The sequence below is a fragment of the Actinopolyspora sp. BKK2 genome (assembly GCF_011291845.1).
Lineage (GTDB): Bacteria > Actinomycetota > Actinomycetes > Mycobacteriales > Pseudonocardiaceae > Actinopolyspora > Actinopolyspora saharensis.
On the sequence record NZ_JAANTE010000005.1, the window covers coordinates 275047 to 295590 of the forward strand.

The window sequence follows — 20544 nt, forward strand, 5'->3', positions numbered from 1 at the left end:
CGTCCCGTGCGGTTCCTCCCGGAGGGCGTCACGCTCGGTGGTGTGTCGGACGGAGGAGGCGCGCTGTTCATGGACGAGCGGAGCGAGGACCGGGAACACCGCCGGGACCGGGATCCCGAGGGCGCGCCCGGGGACGTGACCTCGGGCGACGTCGACGAGCTGACCGCCACGGCGATCGGGAGGGTCTCCGAGGCGCTGGAGAAGGTGGAGCGGGCCCGCGGGGTGCTCCACGAGTGGCACCAGCTCATCGGGGCCGCCGACGCGAAACTGGCGGAAGGGGTTCGGCTGCTGCGCTCCCGCGGGCACACCGAAGCGGCGGACGGGTTGGAGCGTGAACTGCTCGGCCGCAACGTGCTGCCCGGAAGATGGACCTTCCAGACGCTGGAGGAGTTCGACGACGGGTACTGGTCGCTCTTCCGCGAGCTGGAGCGCCTGCTGCGCGACGAGCTGCTCGGAGGTCGACGGCACGTCCACGAGGCCCGCATGAAGGCCCGGGAGCGCAGCGAGGACTCCGCCGGGAACCCGCTGCCCGGTTTCGAGTGCGGTCCCGAGGAGCTTCCCTGACCCCGCGCCGTGCGGCGGGGCGGGGAGTGCGGCGGGCGCTTCAGTGCGGGCTGGTCTCGGCCAGCGTGCGCCGGGACCCCGCCCTGCCCGCGTGGACGCGGGAGCAGGCGGCACCGTTGCGCAGGTCGAGCGCCCAGGACCACTCCCCGGGCTCGCCCGCGCCCGCGTGCCTGAAGCCGGCCGAGCGCAGGGTGCGGACCATCGCTGCGTTGTCCAGCTGGGTGAGCGCGCCGACGGTGTTCAACCCGAGCTCGGCGGCGTGGCCGATCAGCTCGTCCCGCAGCGCCGAACCGACCCCCAGCCCCTGCCAGTCGTCGCGCACCAGCAGCGCGAGCTCACCGTCGTCGCCGTCGTAACCGAGATTGCCCATGGCCACGATCTCGCCCCGCTCGGACAGGGCGACCGCGCACCTGCCGAGCGCGGGAGTCAGCAGCAGGTCCAACTGGTGTTCGGTGGGCGTTCCGGCTGCGAAGTAGCGGCGGTGCCGGGCCGCGCCCGAGCAGTGCTCGTGCAGCGCGCGCACCAGGGCGAGGTCCGAGTGGTCCGCGGGACGCAGCGTCACCCGCGAGCCGTCCCTCGCGGTCAGCTCATTCGCGGGCTGCCCGAAGCGTTGCCCGCAACTTCCCGCCAAGCGGAGCATCGACCGGGCCCTGGCGAACTCGGCCGGGGTGAACTCCCCCGCGGTGCGGTGCAGCGTCAACACCCCACCGGAGGGGTGCAGCAGGCGCATCGTGGGCCCGTCGAGCTCATCGGCCTCCGCCGTGGAGGACTGGGCCCTGCGCAGGGAAACCTCGCCGAGCAGCGCGCGCAGCGCGCGTGTCGGCTCGGCCGCGCCCTCGACCAGGTCGCCTGCCAGCCGCAGCGCCCGGGTCGGGACGTCGTCGAGCTCGTGTGGGTCGGTGCGCTCGGCGGTGATCCGTCCGGCTCCAGCGCGGGCCACCGCCGTGACCAGCTCGTCGTGCCCGGTTCCGGCGGGCAGGTGGACCAGCAGCTCGTCGACCGCCGCGTCGGCGACCGGGTGCACCTGCATGGTCCTGATGTCGGCGTCGAGCAGGGCGAGCTGCTCCGTCAGCGCCGCCAGGTTGCCCGGCGTGTCGTCGACCGAGGCGCGGACCCGCCAGAGCTCGCGCTCGGGGGCGCTCTCCAGCGGGACCGCGGTCGGCTCCTCCGGACGACCCGGTGCGGACCGCCCGGAGGAAGAGCCGCGCACGGCGCGTCCCGTCACGTGCAGCAAGACCGAGGCGAGCAGGGCGCCGCCGACGGCCAGGAACGCCAGGGCGCCGGAGCGAGCCAGCCCCGTCCCGAGCAGCACCAGTTGGGTCGCTCCGGCGAGCGAGACGACACCGGCGATCGCTGCCTGCGGGGCGAGCGCTCGCGCGGAACCGTCCGACCGTCCACCTGGCTCGGAGCCGAGCTCCCGAAATCCGCTCATGCGGCCATCCTGGGGGCAGGGTGTTACCGCCGAGCTAACGAGACGTTTCGGGACGTGTTCGGCACCGAGCCGTGGTGGTGTGGACTCGTGGAGGGGGCGACGGGCCGTAACGGCCCGAGCCACCGCGTCGAGCCGCTACGACGTCGTTTGAATCGTGCGACGGTCGCGGACCGATCCGTCCACCCCGTGGATGAGGATCTCGCCGCCGTCGGTGTTCTCCAGTTGCCTGCGTGCTTCGTCGATCGCGTCCGCCTGGGTGTTGGTGTTCGACTCGGCGGAATCGGTGGCCGTGCCGACCACCTTCCAGCCGCCACCACCGTTTCCGGGAACGACGTGTCGCTGGGCCATGGTTGCCTCTCCGGAAGGGGAAACGTCCTGTTCCGGCCTACCCGCGCTCGGGAGCTCTTACACCACTCGGGTGCCCCGACCAAGGCGATCAATTCCGCGTTCGCTCGTCAACACCGCCCTCCGGGCGGCTCGCCGGAAAATCGGTGCGGCAGGAAGGCCGACCCGCTGGGAGGCCGATTCGCCGGGAGGGGAGCGTCGCTGCGGGACGGCGCGGCACGTGGCGCGCACACTGGAACGTGGTGCCGCCTCCCGCGGGGAAGGGCGAGGCGGCACCACACTTCGGGACCTCGGGCGGGCCTTCGGACGGGCCGTCGGCACCGCCCCGGCGACCGCGCAACCGCGCCGCTCAGAGGTGCACGGTGCGCATCCCGCGCTCGTCGTAGCGCTCGCCTGCCGCGACCCCGCGCGGGGCGATCCGCTCGATGCCCTCGAGGTCCTCCGCGGTGAGCGTCACCTCGGTGGCGCCCACGTTCTCCTCCAGGTACTGCCTGCGCTTGGTCCCCGGGATCGTCACGACGTCCTCGCCCTGGGCCAGCACCCAGGCCAGGGCGAGCTGGGAGGCCGAAACGCCCTTCCGGGCGGCGAGCTCGTGGACCCGGTCGACCACGTCCAGGTTGCGCCGGAAGTTCTCGCCCTGGAAGCGCGGCGAGCCGTGCCTGTAGTCGTCGGCGGGCAGGTCCTCGACCGAGCGGATCCTGCCGGAGAGGAAGCCCCGGCCCAGCGGGGAGTAGGCCACGAAGCCGATGCCCAGCTCGCGGCAGGTGTCCAGCACCCCGTTGTCCTCGGGGTCCCTGCTGAACAGCGAGTACTCGGTCTGCACGGCGGTGACGGGATGGGTCGCGTGGGCCTCGCGGATGGACTCGGGGGCGGCCTCGGAGATACCGAGGTAGCTCACCTTGCCCTGCTGCACGAGCTCGGACAGCGCTCCCCAGGTCTCCTCGATCGGCACGTCGGGATCGACCCGGTGCTGGTAGTACAGGTCGATGTGATCGACCCCGAGCCTGCGCAGCGAAGCGTCCACGGCGGAGCGCAGGTACTCGGGCCTGCCGTTGACCCTGCCCGCGAGGTTGCCCTCCTCGTCGACCTCGTTGCCGAACTTGGTCGCCAGCACCACTTCGTCCCTGCGCCCGGCGAGGGCCCGCCCGACGAGGCGCTCGTTGGTCCAGGGGCCGTACATGTCGGCCGTGTCGAGGAAGGTCACCCCGAGGTCGAGCGCTCGGCGGATGGTGGCCACCGACTCCTCGTCGTCGCCTCCCGAGTAGGCGAAGCTCATCCCCATGCAGCCGAGTCCCTGCTCGGTGACCCGCAGGCCCTGGCTTCCCAGTGCGCGTTGGCGCATTCGAAGGCTCCACATCGATAGCTCTTGATCGTTTCAAGCACGAGTATGCCCCCGCACCGGCCGGAAGACGAGGACGGCGGACGGGCGGGTCCGGCCGCTGAGCGGTTGGCCCGGAGCGCTTCCGGCGACCGCGCCGCGCGTCGCACGAATCGGTGCCTTTTCGGCGCTGTCGTCTCCTGTGAATGGGCTGATCGTGCGATGGTGGTCCCCGATTTGCGGCCGTTCGGGACGCGGAGGTCGGGAGTGGACCGTAGAAGTGTGCTCATTCTGGTGGCGTTCGCGGTCGTGGCCGTCGGCTACCTGGTGGTGCGTGATCCCGTCGGCGCGGCCGATATAGCCCGTCAGGGCGCGACCGTGCTGTTCGACAGCGTGTCCTTCGTCTTCCAGTCGTTGGTCACCTTCGTCCGTCACCTCTTCGAGGGGTGAGCGTCCGCGCGTTCCGGGGTCGCCCGGTGAGTCGTTGCTCACATGTGTCTCTTGCCACTTATCCTTGTCGGGTGCAGAGTCGTGCTGTGAACGGGCCGGAACGCTGAAGGGGTGTCGGAGATGTCCTCGACGACTGAACTGGGCGAGGTGCTGCGGGCGCTGTCCCAGCTACGCACCGGTGTCGACGGGCTGTACGCGCGCTACGGGGACGTCCCCGTGGTGCGGCGCATCGAGAACGACTTCCAGAGACTCGAGATCGACGTTTCCGAGCTGTCGACGACGGCTCCGGGACCACCGCAGCAGCGTTCCGGGAGTCGGTCGACGGCTCGGCCCGGGAGCGCGGGAGGGCGGAGCGGGCAGTCCGAGCACGAGATCGTCGAGGTTCCGGACACCCCCTACGAACCCTCCTGGTGGCGCGGGGCCGACGACGAGGGGCTGGGAGGTCAGGTGCCGCGCGAGGACTGAGCGAAGTCCGCCGCTCGCTGCCGTGGCAGGTGCTCGGACGGCGTGCTGCGGCGCCGCCGGCGTCGATGCGGCACCGAGCAGACCGAGCGGACCGAGCGGACCGAACCCCGGACGAGGCCCCGGCCGCGAACCGGAAAGCACCGCTCGAGCACGACTCCCACCCGATCAGGCCGCCCGCGATCCCAGAGGTCGAGCATGTCAGCTCCCACAACCACATCCGGTCAGCGCCGTGCACGAACCCTGCGAACCGATCGGTGGTGGTTGCCGCCCCTGGGAACCGCCCTGGGGCTGTCCGCCTTCGTGATCTACGGCCTGGTGCGCACCTTCATGAACCAGTGGTACTGGGCCCCCGAGCAGCACTACCTCGCCCCGTTCTTCTCCCCCTGCCTCAGCGAGGCGTGCGTGCCGGGGGCGAGCCACCTCGGCACGCCCTTCCCCGACCTGGCCCCGTGGATCCCGCCGCCGGTGTTCGTGCTGCCCTTCGTGCTCGGGTTCCGGCTGACCTGCTACTACTACCGCAAGGCCTACTACAGGGCGTTCTGGGCCTCCCCGCCCGCGTGCGCGGTGACCGAGCCGCACCGGCGTTACACCGGCGAGAGCCGCATGCCGCTGATCCTGCAGAACTCCCACCGCTACTTCTTCTACACCGCGCTGCTGGTCGCCGCGGTGCTCACCTACGACACCGGGCTGGCCTTCCAGGGCGTGAACGGAGGGTTCGGAATCGGCCTGGGAACCCTGCTCATGGTGGTCAACGTGGTGCTGCTCTGGGCCTACACCCTCTCCTGCCACTCCTGCAGACATCTGATCGGAGGGCGGATCAAGCACTTCTCCAGGCATCCCGCGCGTTACCGCATGTGGACCTGGGTCAGCGCCCTGAACGGCAGGCACATGTCGCTGGCCTGGGCGTCCCTGGTCTCAGTGGCGCTGGTGGACCTGTACGTGATGCTCGTCGCGTCCGGGGCCTTCCCCGATCCGCGCCTGATCAACTGATTCGTCACCGGTTACGAGGAGGGCCGCACAGCACATGGCCGAGATCGAGACCCACGAGTACGACGTGATCGTGATCGGAGCGGGCGGAGCCGGACTGCGCGCCGCGATCGAGGCGCGTTCGCGGGGGATGCGCACGGCGATACTGTGCAAGTCGCTGTTCGGCAAGGCGCACACCGTCATGGCCGAGGGCGGTATCGCGGCCGCCATGGGCAACGTCAACTCCGGCGACGACTGGCGGGTGCACTTCCGCGACACCATGCGCGGGGGCAAGTTCCTGAACAACTGGAGGATGGCCGAGCTGCACGCCACCGAGTCCCCCCAACGGGTGTGGGAGCTGGAAACCTACGGAGCGCTGTTCGACCGCACCCCGGAGGGCAGGATCAGCCAGCGCAACTTCGGCGGGCACGAGTACCCGCGGCTGGCCCACGTCGGGGACCGGACCGGGCTGGAGCTGATCCGCACCCTGCAGCAGAAGGTCGTGTCGCTGCAGCAGCGGGACCGGGCCGAGCTCGGGTCCTACGAGGCGGGGCTTCGGGTGTTCGCCGAGTTCACGGTCACCGATCTGCTCCGCGACGGGGACCGGATGGCCGGGGCGGTCGGCTACTGGCGGGAGAACGGGAGGTTCGTGCGCCTGGAGGCTCCGGCCGTGGTGCTGGCCACCGGTGGCATCGGGAAGTCCTTCAAGGTCACCTCGAACTCGTGGGAGTACACCGGGGACGGACACGCCCTGGCGCTGCGCGCGGGCGCCCGGCTGATCAACATGGAGTTCGTCCAGTTCCACCCCACGGGAATGGTCTGGCCGCCCAGCGTGAAGGGGATCCTGGTAACCGAGTCCGTGCGCGGGGACGGCGGGGTGCTGCGGGACGCCGCGGGCCGCCGGTTCATGTTCGACTACGTGCCCGAGGTGTTCAAGGCGTCCTACGCGGACGGTCCGGAGGAGGCCGATCGCTGGTACTCGGACCCGGACAACAACCGCAGGCCTCCGGAGCTGCTGCCGCGCGACGAGGTGGCTCGCGCGATCAACAACGAGGTCAAGGAGGGCAGGGGCAGTCCGCACGGGGGCGTGTACCTGGACGTCGCGGGCAGGCTGCCCACCGAGGAGATCATGCGCAGGCTGCCCTCCATGCACCACCAGTTCAAGGAACTGGCCGATGTGGACATAACTTCCCAGAGCATGGAGGTCGGGCCCACCTGCCACTACGTGATGGGCGGGGTCGAGGTGGATCCGGACTCGGCCGCCTCGGCTGTGCCGGGGCTGTTCGCCGCGGGCGAGGTCGCGGGCGGGATGCACGGCTCGAACCGGCTCGGCGGGAACTCCCTGTCCGACCTGCTGGTCTTCGGGAAACGGGCGGGGACGGGGGCGGCCGACTACGTGTCCGGGCTGGAGCGCCGCCCCGAGGTGGATCCGGCCGTTGTGGACGAGTCCGTCGCCGCGGCGCTGGCCCCCTTCGAGGTCGCCGACACGCGCGGCGCGGAGAACCCGTACACGATGCAGTCCGAGCTGCAGCAGGTGATGAACCGGCTGGTCGGCATCATCCGGGACGGGGAGGAGATGTGCTCGGCGCTGGAGCAGCTCGCCGAGATCGGGCAGCGCGCCGGACGACTGGCCGTGCCGGAGGGCAACCGCCAGTTCAACCCCGGCTGGCACCTGGTGCTGGACGTGCGCAACATGCTGCTGGTCAGCGAGTGCGTCGCCGCGGCAGCCCTGCGGAGGACCGAGAGCAGGGGAGGCCACACCAGGGACGACCACCCGCGCATGGATCCCAACTGGCGCAGCCGGTTGCTGGGCTGCGCCCTGCGCGACGGCGCGGTCGAGGTCTCCGAGCAGGAGCAGGAGCCGATGCGTGCGGACCTGATGCGGCTGTTCTCCCGCGAGGAACTGGAGAAGTACTTCACCGCGGAGGAGCTGGCCGTGGTGGAAACGGCCTCCCGGGCGGAGTGACGCCCCTCGGGGAGAGCCGGTACGGGAACCGCTGTGAACGGCTGCGTGGAAGGGATCGGCCATGGTACACCAGGCGCACCTGCGCGTGTGGCGCGGCGACTCCGAGTCGGGGGAGCTGCGGGACTACGAGGTCGAGGCGGAGGAGGGCGAGGTGGTCCTCGACCTGCTGCACCGGTTGCAGGCCACCCGGTGCCCGGACCTCGCCGTGCGGTGGAACTGCAAGGCGGGCAAGTGCGGATCGTGCTCGGCCGAGGTGAACGGCAGGCCCAGGCTCACCTGCATGACGCGGATGTCGCTGTTCGACCCGGACGAGGTCGTCACAGTCACCCCGATGCGCACCTTCCCGGTGATCAAGGACCTCGTGTGCGACGTCTCGTACAACTACGTGAAGGCGCGCGAGGTTCCCGCCTTCACACCTCCGGAGGGGCTGGAACCGGGCGAGTACCGGATGCAGCAGCGGGACGTGGAGCGCTCCCAGGAGTTCCGCAAGTGCATCGAGTGCTTCCTGTGCCAGGACACCTGCCACGTGATCCGGGACCACGCGGAGAACAAGGAGTCCTTCTCCGGTCCGCGCTTCCTGATGCGCGTGGCCGAGCTCGAGATGCACCCGCTCGACGACTACGCGGAGCGGGGCGGGGACCGCCCGGAGGAGGCCCGCGGCGACCACGGGCTCGGGATGTGCAACATCACGAAGTGCTGCACCGACGTGTGCCCGGAGCACATCCAGATCACCGACAACGCGCTGATTCCGCTCAAGGAGCGCGTGGCCGACCGTCGCTACGACCCGATCCTGCGGCTGTTCCGCCGGAAGAAGGAGTGAGCCGTTCGGGTGCGCCGCGGGTGGGCGCGTTCCCGGGGTTCCGCTCGACGACCACCCGCGGCAGGGGAGCAACCGCGGTGAGGGGCTGGATCCGCTCGTCAGTCCCCGGACTGCAGTTTCTGGTTCCGCGCGCTGAAACCGCGCCCCAGGCCGGCCACTTCGGACTCCATCTGCGGCATCAACCTGCGCACGGTGGGTTTCATCAGGCGCTCCACCAGCCGGGAGGCGGGGAGATTGCGCAGCCAGTGCATCAGCATGACCGAGCGCGGCACGTAGATGCGCCGGGCGCGGCGCTCGATGCCCGTGGTGATCGCCCGGGCGCAGTCCTCCACCGTGGTGGTCGAGTGCATCGGCCACGGCAGCTTCGCGCGCATGGCCCGGAAGCTCGGCAGGTCCGCTGAGGCCTCGCGGACCAGGTCGGTGTCGATCCAGGAGGGGTGGGCGCTGCCGACGTCCACACCGAGGTGGCTCGTCTCGGAGCTCAGCGCGCTGGCCAGTGCTTCGGACCCGGCCTTGCTCGCGGTGTAGGCCGCCATGCCACCTATCGGGGCGAAGGCGGACAGCGAGGAGACCACCAGCAGGTAGCCGTTTCGCTCCACCAGGCGCGGAAGGGCCGCGCGCGCGGTGTGGAAGACCCCGTTGAGGTTCACGTCGACGGTTTTGGTGAAGGCCCCGGGGTCGTGGTGGCGGACCGTGCCGAACGGGGCCACCCCCGCGTTGGCGACCACGACGTCGATGCCGCCCAGTCGCCGGGCCGTCTCGTCGAGCGCGGATTCTATCGAGTCCGCGTCGGTCACGTCGGCCTCGATCCACACGTGGTCGGTGCCGAGTTCGGCGGCCACCGCGGAGAGCTCCGCGGGCTCCAGACCGATTAGCGAGATCAGCGCGCCCCTGCGGGCCAGTTCCCGCGCGGTCTGCGCGCCGATTCCCCGTGCGGCACCCGTGATGGCAACGACTTTGCCCGACATCGACGTGGGCATGGGGCCTCCCTGGCTCGGCGAGCTGGCTACGGCGATGACCGGCCGGAAAGCCGACCGGCTAAGTTACCCATAGTAGGTTACTGTGCCGTAAAGTAAAGAGGGTCGAGCCGAGGAGATGAGCCGCTCGCCGCAGCGGCCACGTGGGCGGCGGAGTCGGATTCCCGGGAGGCGGGGAAACCGGAACGGCGAGCTCGGCTCACCGTGGCTCACCGAGGTTCGCCGTGGTTGTCGGTGGTTGCTGCGGCACCTCGGGCCAGCGGCGCAACGACACCTTGCCTACCGGTGCCGGGGCAGGACCCGCACAGCAACCACCCGACCGAACCGGGCGGGAAGTACTGCTCAGAGCTGCTCGCGCAGCTGCTTCAACTCGTCCAGCTCCTCCTGCCTGGAGTCGAGAATCCGCTGCGCGACGGACTTCACCCGCTCGTCCGACCCCTGGTCGAGCTCGGTCTCGGCCATCTCCACGACCGATTCGTGGTGCTCGATCATGGCCTTGACCCACAGACCGGGGAACTGGCCGCGCTGCGCCTCCTCCAGCTCGGTGATCTCACCGGAGACGTCGGCGCTCGGCATTCGGGTGTTCTGGCCCGCTTCGAGGTCCTCGGCCGTGACCTCGCCCTCACCGCGCTCGGACAGCCAGCTCTCGAGCTGTTCGACGTTCTCGCCGTGCTGCTGCTCGAGCCGCTCGGCGAGATCCGTCACGTTCTGCCTGCTGGCGTTGTTCAGCGCGACCTCGAGCAGCTCCTGCTCGGCCCGGTGGTGGGCCACCATCTGCTGGGCGAACTCCAGGTCGGTGTTGCCGCTGGTCGCCTCGGCGCCCTCGGAGGAGCTCTCCTCCACGGGGGCGATCGCGCTCGCCGGCGGTGGTGTCCCCGCGGCGGGCTTCTGCTCGCTGGCCTGCTCGTAGTTGGGTGAGCAGCCGGTCAGTGCCAGGACCGCAGCGGCCCCCAGGATGCCGATGATCGTGCTGTTGCGCACCGTAGCTTCGCCTCCGGACATGCTGATCCACCCCGAGCGAGCCGAGTGCCGGGCACGTCGACACGCCTGCGGAGCCCTTCGTACCGCTGAAGTTCCGTCCCACCTGCGCGGGTGGTCCACCGTCAGCTTAAGGGGTCCTCTCGGGACGAGTCGCGTAGGTGGTGGGACCCCGGGCGTGTGCGCCCCGCGCTCCAGCGGGGGAGGCGGCGGGCAACCGTCCCGTGCGCAGCGGGTGGAGGCGCCCGAGCAGTGAGCGCGCGGGACTCGTGGCGGGCTCGTGCCTGCTCCGCTCGGCGGAACCGGTCGAAGTGGACGAAAACTCCCCGCGAGCTCCGCGCGCGTGGAGTTCGGGGTGGACCCGTCCGCGCTCGCGTGTTGGCTGGATCTCAGCCCGGGTGCTTCGGGAGAGGACGATGAATAGGGTGACTACGGCCCGGACGCAGCGGAGTTGAGCCTCAGCGCTAATATCCGCAGATGACAGTAACCCAACCGAGCACCGGCAGGCCAAGCTCACCGACGCCGGTTGCGGCGCTGTCATCAGGGTTAGCCGGCCCGTACGGGTCGGGCGGTCCCGTGGTCGGGGCCGACAACGTCTTCGAGGCAGTGCAGGAGGCACCGTGACGGCCGTCGCGCCAGAGCCGATCACTTCGCGCCCCTATCCGGTGCGAAAGACGTCCAAGGGATCCACACTGCTGGGGCTGCTGCGCACCACCGATCCCAAGCAGCTCGGCATTCTGTACCTAGTCACCTCGATGGGCTTCTTCCTGGTCGGCGGTCTGATGGCCATGCTGATCCGTGGTGAGCTCGCGGTGCCGGGGATGCAGTTCCTGTCGCAGGAGCAGTACAACCAGCTGTTCACCATGCACGGCACCATCATGCTGCTGCTGTACGCGACCCCGATCCTGTTCGGGTTCGCCAACTACATCCTGCCGCTGCAGATCGGTGCCCCGGATGTGGCCTTCCCCCGGCTGAACTCGTTCTCCTACTGGCTCTACCTGTTCGGCGGGCTGACCGTGGTGAGCGGCTTCCTCGCTCCCGGTGGCGCCGCCGACTTCGGCTGGTTCGCCTACACGCCGCTGTCCAACGCGCTGCACTCCCCCGGGATCGGCGCGGACCTGTGGATCTCCGGGCTGGTCGTCTCCGGCCTCGGCACGATCCTCGGCGGTGTCAACATGATCACCACCGTCGTGTGCATGCGCGCGCCGGGCATGACCATGTGGCGGATGCCGATCTTCACCTGGAACATCCTGGTCACCAGCGTGCTGATCCTGATGGCCTTCCCCATCCTGACCGCGGCTCTGATGGGGCTGCTGGCCGACCGCCAGTTCGGTGCGCACGTCTTCGACCCCGCCAACGGCGGTGTGATCCTCTGGCAGCACCTGTTCTGGTTCTTCGGCCACCCCGAGGTCTACATCGTCGCGCTGCCGTTCTTCGGCATCGTCACCGAGATCTTCCCGGTGTTCTCCCGCAAGCCGCTGTTCGGCTACACCGGCCTCATCTACGCCACCCTCGGCATCGCCGCGCTGTCCGTGGTGGTCTGGGCCCACCACATGTACGCCACCGGTGCGGTGCTGCTGCCGTTCTTCGCCTTCACCACGTTCCTGATCGCCGTGCCCACCGGTATGAAGTTCTTCAACTGGATCGGCACCATGTGGCGCGGTCAGATCACCTTCGAATCCCCGATGATCTTCTCCGTCGGGTTCCTGGTGACCTTCCTGTTCGGCGGGCTGACCGGCGTGCTGCTCGCCGCCCCGCCGATCGACTTCCACGTCTCGGACACCTACTTCGTGGTGGCGCACTTCCACTACGTGCTCTACGGCACGATCGTGTTCGCCACCTTCGCCGGGATCTACTTCTGGTTCCCCAAGATGACCGGCCGGATGATGGACGAGCGGCTGGGCAAGGTGCACTTCTGGCTGACCTTCATCGGCTTCCACGCCACCTTCCTGGTACAGCACTGGCTGGGCAACGAGGGGATGCCGCGGCGCTACGCCGACTACCTGCCCAGCGACGGGTTCACCACGCTGAACACCATCTCCACCGCGGGAGCCTTCCTGCTCGGCGCCTCGATGCTTCCGTTCCTGTGGAACGTGTTCAAGAGCTACCGCTACGGTGAGATCGCCGATGTGGACGATCCGTGGGGCTACGGGAACTCGCTGGAGTGGGCGACCTCCTGCCCGCCCCCGCGGCACAACTTCACCGAGCTGCCCAGGATCCGCTCCGAGCGCCCGGCCTTCGAGCTGCACTACCCGCACATGAGCGACCGGATGAGGCTGGAGAACCACGTCGGCCTCTCCGGCAAGCCGGTGGCCCACGCGAGCTCGGGAGAGTCCGCCCAGGGGAGCGGTGCTTCCGAGGAGCGCAAGCTCGACGGGAAGTGATATTCGACCTAACGACCCCCTTCACGGGTGTGTCACGGTAAAACCGCTCGACGGGGAGCCCCGGCCGGTCGGACCTTCCGATCGGTCCGGGGCTCTTGTTGTTCGGAAGCTGTTTTCCGAACCCGTAGGGTGGACCGTAGCCGAATATCGAGGGAGTGCCGTCAGTCGTGACCACGTCGAATCCCACCACCGTGCTGATGACCGTTACCGGGACGGACAGACCGGGGGTCACCTCGGTGTTGTTCGCGGCGCTGACCAGGCACGGGGTGGACGTGCTCGATGTCGAGCAGGTCGTGATCCGCGGAAGACTGGTACTCGGTGTGCTCGTCTCCACCGAGTACGACCCCGAGCAGCTGCAGGAGTCGGTCGAGCAGGCCATGGCGACCGTCGGGATGACGGTCGAGGTCGACATCGACGCGGAGGACGGTCAGGCCGACAAGCTCGGCTCGACCCACGTGGTGACCGTGCTGGGACAACCCGTCACCGCGCGCAGCTTCTCGGAGGTCGCCCGCAAACTGGCCGAGACCGACGTCAACATCGATTCCATCCAGCGGGTCGCCGACTACCCGGTGACCGGGCTCCAACTGCACGTGACGGCGGCCGAGACCGGTGAACACACCGACGAGCTGCTCACCGCCGAGATGGCTCAGCTGTCGGAGGGCAGCGGGGTCGATGTCGCGGTGGAGCGCACCGGGCTGTCCCGCAGGGCCAAGCGGTTGGTCGTGTTCGACGTCGACTCGACCCTGGTCCAGGGCGAGGTCATCGAGATGCTCGCGGCGAAGACGGGCCGCGAGGAGGAGGTCCGCAGGGTCACCGAGCAGGCCATGCGCGGAGAGGTCGACTTCGCCGAGTCCCTGCGCCGCAGGGTGGCCGTGTTGGAGGGGCTGCCCGCCTCAGTGCTGGACGAGGTGGGCGCGGAGCTCCAGCTGACCCCGGGCGCCAGGACCACGGTGCGCACGTTGCGGCGGCTCGGTTACCACACCGGCGTCGTCTCCGGAGGTTTCACCAGGATCATCGACCACCTGGTCGACGATCTCGGCCTCGACTTCAGTGCGGCCAACGACCTCGAAGTCGTCGACGGTAAACTCACGGGCCGTGTCGTCGGTGAGATCGTCGACCGCGGGGGCAAGGCGCGTGCGCTGCGGCGCTTCGCCGAGTCCTACGACGTTCCGCTCTCGCAGTGCGTCGCGGTCGGGGACGGGGCCAACGACATGGACATGCTCGCCACGGCCGGGCTGGGTGTGGCGTTCAACGCCAAGCCCGCGCTGCGGGAGATAGCCGACACCGCGCTGTCGCACCCCTTCCTGGATGCGGTGCTGTTCGTCCTGGGCGTGACCAGGGGCGAGGTCGAGGCCGCCGACGCGGAGGACGGGTTCGTCGCGCGCGTGCCGCTGGAAACGTGAGGTGGCTGGGAGATGCTGTCCAGCGGGGCGTGGATCGTGCGCCTGGCGCGGATGTTGCTCGGAGCTCTGGCGGTCGTCGCCGTCGGTAGACAGTTCTTCGCCGAAGTGGGGCTTGCCGACTTCTCGCCGGTGAACTTCTTCAGCTACTTCACGATCCTCAGCAACATAGCCGCCGGGCTGCTGCTGTTCCGGCTCGGGGCCGCGCCCGGCCTGGGTAACCGTGCTGTTCTGGAGTGGCTGCGCGGAGGAATGACCGTCTACATGGCCACCACGGGGGTCGTGTTCGCGCTGCTGCTCGACGACGGGGACCTCGGGCTGACGTTGCCCTGGGTGAACACGGTGATGCACCGGGTGATCCCGCTGGTGATGCTGGTCGACTGGCTGCTGGTCCGGCCCCGTGCGCGGGTGCCCTACGGCCGTGCGGTGATCTGGTTGACCGTTCCGCTGGTGTACGTGGTCTACGCCCTGGGAAGGGGTGCGGTGACCGGCTGGTTCCCGTACCCCTTCCTGCGGCCGGAGCAGGTCGGCGGTGTGGGCGGGGTGCTGTTGCACCTGGTCGCGATGGCCGTGGGCATAGCCGCCGTTTCGCTGCTGGTCGCGTGGTTGGGCAACGTCAGGTTGCGGCGGGAGCGCCCCGAGGTCGGCGTCCCGGCTTAGTCAATGTTCGGCGGTGCGGGTTGCTTGACGGTGCCGGTGGGCAGGGCGGGTGTGAGTACCCGCACTCCCGAGTGAGGTGCACGCGGTGCGCGCGGGACAATCGGCCTCGTGAGTGATCCCGCCGCAGTTCTCCGGCCGCTGACCGATCGTTACGCCTCGTGGCTGTCCCTGCCGGATCATTCGACAGCCGACACCTCGGACGAGGACCCCGAGGACGTGGTGCTGATGCCGATGGTGCTGCGTATCGAGCGCGGCGAACCCCCGGCTCGTACCGAGCTGCTCGAGGCGGCCGCCTCGGCTGCGGTGGCGTTGTGCCTGGACGAGCGGGCCTCGGTGGGCGGCCCCTGGCACGAGGCGGTTTCCGAGTGGGTGAGCGGACGCATCCGCAAGGTCACCCGACGCGCGCGCGGCTCCCACTGGCGCGCCGCGCTGGACCTGCCCGGCGTCACCTTCTCCGTCGGCGGGGCGGAGGTGCGCGCGCTGCTGCCCACGCGCCTGTCCGAGATGCCGCGCGAGCTGACCAGGTTGCAGATCTCCGGTAGCGAACTTCCCCCGGACGAGCCGGGGCCCGCTCCCTCCGATGCTCCCGTGCTGTGGTTGAACCCCGAGGTCGACATGAGCGCGGGCAAGGCGGCCGCCCAGGTGGGGCACGCGACGATGATCCTGGCGGCCCTGCTGCACGGGGACGCGTGTTCCGGAGGCGAGCGGGGAGCCGCGGCCGAGCGGCTTCTCCACGACTGGAAGGAGCACGGCTTCCGCTGTGCGGTGCGCACTCCCGAGGTGGCGCGGTGGAACGAGCTGCTTGCCGGGCGAGACCCGGCCGGTGCGTGGCGGGAGCGAGGCGTCGCGGCCGTCCGGGACGCCGGGTTCACCGAGATAGATCCGGGCACCGTCACCGTGCTGGCCCAGTGGCCCACCGGCGGGGGCCCGGACTGAGTCACGACGAGCAGCGCGGTCCGGTACACGTGTCGGTCGCCCGCGCGGTGGAACACGCTTCACCCGCGGATGAGGTATGTCGTGCCGGTTCTTCCTACCGTCTTCCCCGCGTGGGGAGCGGACGAAGTTCGGGTCGGATTCGGCGGCGGACCGGGTTCGGGACGGACCGCCGCCGAAACCGTTCGTCACGAGTGGCGCGAGCCTACTCCGCGATTCCTCGGCAAGAGGAGATCAGAGTCCCAGACCACCGGTGACGTCGTCGACCATACCGGTGGCGCCACTGGCCGTGTCGGCGACGGTGCCGACGGGGCCCTGCGAACCGACGAGCTCGTTCTGTCCACTCAGCTCCTGCGCCGGTTCGACGTCGCCGGTGGAGGAGGTGACATCGCCCAGGTCCGATGTCACACCGCCGAGGTCGCCGGAAAGCCCGCCGGTGACGTCTTCGACGCTGCCCATGACGTCGCCTCCTTGGACGCCGCCGACGACGTCGGTCACACCGTTGCCGGTGAGGTTGCCCGTGTTCACGTCGCCCGAGTTCGACGCACCGGTGACGTCACCGGCCAGGCCCGTCACATCGACGTCGCCGACCAGGCTGTTCGGACCGATCTGGTTGTCTGAATCGACCGACTCCACGGACTCGTTGCCGCTGTTTTCGGCCGAGGCGTCGATGTTGGTGGCCGAACCGCGCTCGTCTCCGGAACCGAGCAGCTCGTCGACGTCACCGGTGGAGGAAAAGATCTCGGGGTTGGTCATGTTCTGCTCCGTAGAGTTGTAGTGGGAAAGGGACGGTCGTCCTGCGAGTCACCGATCAAGCAGCGGCGATGCGTTCGCCACGGAGCGCGTGTGCCGCCGATCAACTTCTCCACGCCCGGCTGCATCGCCCGGACCAGCGAGTCGACCTCGTCCGCCCGTGCGTACTGGAGCACGAGAGAAGTGGAGTGCAGCACGTCCGTATCGCTCATCGCGCCGAGACCGGCCTGCTCGAGCGAGCCGCGTGGATCGGTGCCGAACCTCGAACGTGCGGACGCGTCGGTAGCCAGCAGGTTCAGGAACTCGTGCACCGTCAGCATGGCCGCAGCTCACCTTCGCGCAGGAACGAACGAATCACAGTGTGATCATGCCCCGAAGAGCGGCCACGCGAACAGGTGAACCAATTCGAGATGTCGGCCCATCGGAACGAGTGGTGCTTTTCGGTAGCACCACGGACGGTATTACATCGTTCGAGTTTTCATCCACTCGTGGTGTCTTTCAAAAGGGATAGCTCGTAGTGGGGCTCGCCGGGAGAGTGCTTCGCGAGGAGGAAAAAAGCAGGTCAAAGCGTTGTTTTTGTGTGAACTTTCTTTTTTGTGGAAAAATATTTGTCGAATATATCACAGTGACCAATCCGGAGCTGCCCGGTGACATTTCCGATTTTTTTGGGGATTTTCATGATCGGACCAATCCTTCGTCCGGTTCGCTACGAATGTCGGAGAAAAGTGAAACCATGGCGTTTCGAATTTTGATGTTTCGTGAGTGGCGCATCGTCTTCCGATCGCTGCCTTCAGCCCCGTGCCCCGTATCGACTCCGGGTGTCTCCGTTCGCTCGTCGACCGGCTCCGACGAGAAGTCGTCTTCGGAGGTCGGAGTCCGAACCACTCCGAACCTCTCGCGGGCCCGCACCTCGTGGGAGGTGGTTTCCCGTGGCACGAAGCAGGTCTCTGGTGTTCGTACGGAGAGCTCGACCAATCGGTGCAGGCGCCGGCGACGAATAGAACACGACAAGACGAAGTGATCGCGTGGAGGTTTCGCTAGTGACCAGGATTCACCGACGTTCCGGACTGGCGGTGGTCGCCGCTTTCGGGATGGTGCTGACCGGATCGGCTGCCGCATCGGCTCAACCGCAGCAGGAGGAACGGCACGATCAGCAGCGCAGGAGTGTCAGCGTCGTCGAGCTCGACGAACTCAACGACAGCGGCGTGCACGGATTCGGGACCATCCGCCTGGACGGCAACGAAGCGTCCGTCCGGCTGTACACGTACGGAGCGCTGGAGGACCAACCGCACGCCCAACACGTCCACATCGGAGGCGAGGGAAAGTGCCCGACCAGGGCGGACGACGCCGACGGTGACGGCATCGTGAGCACCGCGGAGGGAGCACAGGACTACGGTGGAATCGGCGTGTCGCTGACCACCGAAGGTGATACCAGCCCGGACAGCGGACTCGCCGTGGACCGATTCCCCACGGCGCCGAACGGCTTCGTGCGGTACTCACGTACGGTCACCGTCAACGACGAGGTCGCCGCGAACATCCGTACCGGCGACGCGGTGCTCGTGCAGCACGGCATCGACATCAACGGCAGCGGCGCCTACGACGGGGACGCGCCCAGCTCCCTCGACCCCTCCCTGCCGTTGGAGGCCACAGCTCCAGCCGCCTGCGGCAGCCAGAACGTGCGCCTGAGCGGTTCCGCCGACCGCGGTCTGGGACTCGGTGTGGACCTGAACAGCTGAACCGGACTCGGACCGTCCTGCTCGACTCCGCCCGGTGGAGGGTGAGGCGCGGCACCACGGGTTGGTGTCGCCCTCGTCCCCTCGGAGATGCTGTCCTGTTCATGCTGCAGCGGTCGGTGTTCTTCCGTACGGAAGGTCCGGATGCCGGACGCGTGCTCCCCACCACGCGTCCGGACGGCCGGGACCGCGGTCCTCCGGGCCGGTCTGCCGTGGCGGTGTCCGCTCGTTACCCCCGGTCGTCGGACTCGCCGCCGTCGAGCAGTACCCGCCGGAACTCGGCGACCAGGGGCCGCAGGTCGATGTGGTGCCAGGCCGCCCACAGGCGCACCGAGGAGGGGAACCAGGGGATCTCGCGCAGGGTGACCTCGGCGGGAGTGCTGTCGCGCATGCTGCGCTGGATCAGCGCCAGCCCCAGCCCGGAGGCGACCAGGCCCAGGGCGGCGAGCGGTTCCGGGGCGCTGGTGCGCACGGCGGGAGTGAACCCGGCCTCCACGCACGAGGCCAGGAACCTCTCGGAGTCGTTGCCCCCCGCGGCGCCGTCGGCCACGGTGATCCAGGGCTGCCCGTCCACATCGGCGGGAAGGATGCCGGTCCGCTCGGCGAGCGGGTGCTGGGCGGGAACGGCCAGCATGAGCGGCTCCTCGAGCACGAGCGCCGACTCCAGCAGCGGGTCCTGCTCGTCCGGCGGCGCGTCCACCAGCGCCATGTCGAGACTGCGCCTGCGCAGTCCCTCCAGCTGCTCCGCGGCCGACTGGTCGTACAGCGCGATGTGCACGTCCGGCCGGTCCCTGCGGATCGAGCGCAGCGCGCTGGGCAGCACCCCGGCGTGCAGGGCGTGGCCCACGTAGCCGAGGCAGAGCCCGCCCGTCTCACCCCTGCCGAGCCGTTGGCCGAGGGACTCGAGCCGCTCGGCGTGCCGCAGCAGTGCCCGCGCCTCGCTGAGGAACACCTCGCCGTCGGCTGTGAGTCGGATGCGCTGCCGATCGCGCTCGAACAGCGCGCAGCCGAGGCGCTTCTCCAGCTCGGCGATCTGACGGCTCAACGGGGACTGCGAGACGTGCAGCGCTTCGGCCGCACGCCCCACGTGCTCGGTCTCGGCGACCGTGACGAAGTAGCGCAGTTGACGCAGATCCAGCATTCCTCGGGGTTTTCCGTTTCCGGTCGGTTCGGCGGTTCGGTCGGCGGAGCGTTCCGCTGTCCCCGGGGCGGGTCGCTCGTCGGCGGTGGCCCCGCGGAATCAGCGTTCAAGACATTTGCGGAATCAAGTTTCGCTTACTGAGTCTTAGACAGTCTTACCGGCCGAGTCTAGCGTCGTGGTGGAAGGCACGAGGGTGGTTGACCCGTACTCACGCTGACAACGAGGAGCGAGCATGAGCATTCGGTCGTTACTGACCGACAGGACACTCGGGTTCGGGGCGGCCCCGCTGGGCAACATGTTCCGCGCAGTCTCCGAGGAGGACGCGCTGTCCACGGTCGAGACGGCGTGGAACGAGGGCATCCGCTACTACGACACGGCACCGATCTACGGTGCGGGCCTGTCCGAGATCCGGCTAGGACAGGTGCTGGCCCAGCACCCCCGCTCCGAGTACGTGCTCAGCACGAAGGTCGGCCGGACGGTCGAGGACGAGATCGAGGAACCGACCGAGCGGGATCTGGGGGAGAAGGGCGGCCTGTTCGAGCACGGCCGCAAGAACAAGGTCCGGGACGACTACACCTACGACGGCACCATGCGTGCGATCGAGCAGAGCCTGGAGCGGCTGCGCACCGATCGCATCGACATCGCGTGGGTGCACGACGTCTCCCCCGACTTCCACGGTGACGACTGGATCGACGCCTTCGCCGCCTCGCGCACCGGTGCGTTCCGGGCGCTGACGAGCCTGCGGGAGCAGGGCGTCATCGGAGCCTGGGGGCTGGGCGTGAACACGGTCGAACCGTGCGAGCTGATCCTGGGGCTGGACGAGCCGAAGCCCGACGGATTCCTGCTGGCCGGGCGCTACACCCTGTTCGACCACGCGCACGCGGTGCAGCGGTTGCTGCCCACCTGCCTCGAGCGCGGCGTCGACCTCGTCGTCGGCGGCCCCTTCAACTCCGGTGTGCTGGCGGGCGGCCAGCACTTCGAGTACCAGGAGGCCTCGTCCGAGGTGCTCGAGCAGGTCGACCGGCTGCGCGGTGTCGCGGAAGGCCACGGGGTGGACCTCAAGGCGGCAGCGCTGCAGTTCCCGCTGGCTCACCCGGCCGTGGCCGCCACCATCCCGGGGATGTCCCGCCCCGAGCGCGTGAGCCAGAACCTCGAACTGCTGCGCGCGCCGATTCCCGGGCAGTTCTGGCGGACGCTGCGCGAGGAGAAGCTGGTCGCGCCGGAGGTTCCGCTGCCCACCGGCGAGTGAGTCGACCGAG

20 protein-coding genes are annotated in these 20544 nt (G+C 69.1%); 12 read left to right on the forward strand and 8 right to left on the reverse strand.

The features are described 5' to 3' along the window. Nucleotides 1-42 precede the first annotated feature (42 nt). Nucleotides 43-564 carry a hypothetical protein gene (locus G9Q41_RS13390; RefSeq protein ID WP_347567626.1) on the forward strand — a complete coding sequence of 174 codons (522 nt, stop codon included), beginning with the start codon at nt 43-45 and terminating at the stop codon, nt 562-564. Nucleotides 565-604: 40 nt separating this feature from the next. Here the strand turns inward: G9Q41_RS13390 and G9Q41_RS13395 are convergent, their stop codons facing one another. The 3 genes from G9Q41_RS13395 to G9Q41_RS13405 all read right to left on the reverse strand — a co-directional run bounded on the left by G9Q41_RS13395 (nt 605) and on the right by G9Q41_RS13405 (nt 3683). Next, nucleotides 605-1996: a GNAT family N-acetyltransferase gene (locus tag G9Q41_RS13395; protein ID WP_165633958.1), complete on the reverse strand. Its 1392-nt coding sequence runs from the start codon at nt 1994-1996 to the stop codon at nt 605-607. Between the two features lie 135 nt (nt 1997-2131). Beyond that, nucleotides 2132-2344: a DUF2188 domain-containing protein gene (locus tag G9Q41_RS13400; RefSeq protein WP_092527054.1), complete on the reverse strand. Its 213-nt coding sequence runs from the start codon at nt 2342-2344 to the stop codon at nt 2132-2134. Between the two features lie 346 nt (nt 2345-2690). Then, nucleotides 2691-3683: an aldo/keto reductase gene (locus tag G9Q41_RS13405; RefSeq protein WP_092527055.1), complete on the reverse strand. Its 993-nt coding sequence runs from the start codon at nt 3681-3683 to the stop codon at nt 2691-2693. Nucleotides 3684-3926: 243 nt separating this feature from the next. Here G9Q41_RS13405 and G9Q41_RS13410 point away from each other — a divergent pair, with 243 nt between their 5' ends. From G9Q41_RS13410 to G9Q41_RS13430, 5 genes are all read left to right on the forward strand, one after another. Next, on the forward strand, nt 3927-4109 hold the full coding sequence (locus G9Q41_RS13410; RefSeq protein ID WP_165633907.1) for a hypothetical protein: 183 nt from the start codon (nt 3927-3929) through the stop codon (nt 4107-4109). A 120-nt stretch (nt 4110-4229) separates the two neighbouring features. Next, nucleotides 4230-4574, forward strand: coding sequence for a thioesterase (locus tag G9Q41_RS13415; protein ID WP_092528106.1), 345 nt, complete (start codon nt 4230-4232; stop codon nt 4572-4574). A 195-nt stretch (nt 4575-4769) separates the two neighbouring features. Next, nucleotides 4770-5564 carry a hypothetical protein gene (locus G9Q41_RS13420; RefSeq protein ID WP_092527056.1) on the forward strand — a complete coding sequence of 265 codons (795 nt, stop codon included), beginning with the start codon at nt 4770-4772 and terminating at the stop codon, nt 5562-5564. Between the two features lie 34 nt (nt 5565-5598). After that, nucleotides 5599-7506, forward strand: coding sequence for a fumarate reductase/succinate dehydrogenase flavoprotein subunit (locus tag G9Q41_RS13425; RefSeq protein WP_092527057.1), 1908 nt, complete (start codon nt 5599-5601; stop codon nt 7504-7506). Nucleotides 7507-7567: 61 nt separating this feature from the next. Then, complete coding sequence (locus G9Q41_RS13430) at nt 7568-8326, forward strand: succinate dehydrogenase/fumarate reductase iron-sulfur subunit (protein ID WP_092527058.1); 759 nt, start codon at nt 7568-7570, stop codon at nt 8324-8326. Between the two features lie 98 nt (nt 8327-8424). Here G9Q41_RS13430 and G9Q41_RS13435 read toward each other — a convergent pair whose 3' ends face one another. Next, the gene (locus G9Q41_RS13435; RefSeq protein WP_165633957.1) at nt 8425-9306 is read right to left on the reverse strand and encodes an SDR family oxidoreductase; all 882 of its coding nucleotides are present in this window, start codon (nt 9304-9306) and stop codon (nt 8425-8427) included. A gap of 339 nt (nt 9307-9645) precedes the next feature. Next, nucleotides 9646-10305: a DUF305 domain-containing protein gene (locus G9Q41_RS13440; protein WP_092527060.1), complete on the reverse strand. Its 660-nt coding sequence runs from the start codon at nt 10303-10305 to the stop codon at nt 9646-9648. 596 nt (nt 10306-10901) lie between these two features. On the opposite strand from G9Q41_RS13440, the gene ctaD reads away from it, so the two are divergent. From ctaD to G9Q41_RS13460, 4 genes are all read left to right on the forward strand, one after another. Next, entirely contained in the window at nt 10902-12665 is a 1764-nt protein-coding gene (gene ctaD, locus G9Q41_RS13445) for a cytochrome c oxidase subunit I (RefSeq protein ID WP_165633956.1), read from the forward strand. Between the two features lie 167 nt (nt 12666-12832). Beyond that, the gene (gene serB, locus G9Q41_RS13450; RefSeq protein ID WP_165633955.1) at nt 12833-14068 is read left to right on the forward strand and encodes a phosphoserine phosphatase SerB; all 1236 of its coding nucleotides are present in this window, start codon (nt 12833-12835) and stop codon (nt 14066-14068) included. Between the two features lie 12 nt (nt 14069-14080). Next, nucleotides 14081-14725, forward strand: coding sequence for a Pr6Pr family membrane protein (locus G9Q41_RS13455; RefSeq protein ID WP_165633954.1), 645 nt, complete (start codon nt 14081-14083; stop codon nt 14723-14725). A gap of 108 nt (nt 14726-14833) precedes the next feature. Next, a complete protein-coding gene (locus tag G9Q41_RS13460) occupies nt 14834-15661 on the forward strand; it encodes a peptidyl-tRNA hydrolase (RefSeq protein WP_165633953.1) in 828 nt (275 codons plus the stop codon). A gap of 231 nt (nt 15662-15892) precedes the next feature. Here G9Q41_RS13460 and G9Q41_RS13465 read toward each other — a convergent pair whose 3' ends face one another. Together G9Q41_RS13465 and G9Q41_RS13470 are read right to left on the reverse strand one after the other, a co-directional pair. Further along, entirely contained in the window at nt 15893-16414 is a 522-nt protein-coding gene (locus tag G9Q41_RS13465) for a hypothetical protein (RefSeq protein WP_165633952.1), read from the reverse strand. Next, a complete protein-coding gene (locus G9Q41_RS13470) occupies nt 16411-16731 on the reverse strand; it encodes a hypothetical protein (protein ID WP_165633951.1) in 321 nt (106 codons plus the stop codon). The genes G9Q41_RS13465 and G9Q41_RS13470 overlap by 4 nt, the downstream gene beginning before the upstream one ends. A gap of 720 nt (nt 16732-17451) precedes the next feature. On the opposite strand from G9Q41_RS13470, the gene G9Q41_RS13475 reads away from it, so the two are divergent. Continuing rightward, complete coding sequence (locus G9Q41_RS13475) at nt 17452-18147, forward strand: hypothetical protein (RefSeq protein WP_165633950.1); 696 nt, start codon at nt 17452-17454, stop codon at nt 18145-18147. Nucleotides 18148-18373: 226 nt separating this feature from the next. On the opposite strand, the gene G9Q41_RS13480 is transcribed toward G9Q41_RS13475, so the two are convergent. Beyond that, nucleotides 18374-19285: a LysR substrate-binding domain-containing protein gene (locus G9Q41_RS13480; protein WP_165633948.1), complete on the reverse strand. Its 912-nt coding sequence runs from the start codon at nt 19283-19285 to the stop codon at nt 18374-18376. A 232-nt stretch (nt 19286-19517) separates the two neighbouring features. On the opposite strand from G9Q41_RS13480, the gene G9Q41_RS13485 reads away from it, so the two are divergent. Beyond that, entirely contained in the window at nt 19518-20534 is a 1017-nt protein-coding gene (locus G9Q41_RS13485) for an aldo/keto reductase (RefSeq protein ID WP_092527073.1), read from the forward strand. Nucleotides 20535-20544 lie beyond the last annotated feature (10 nt).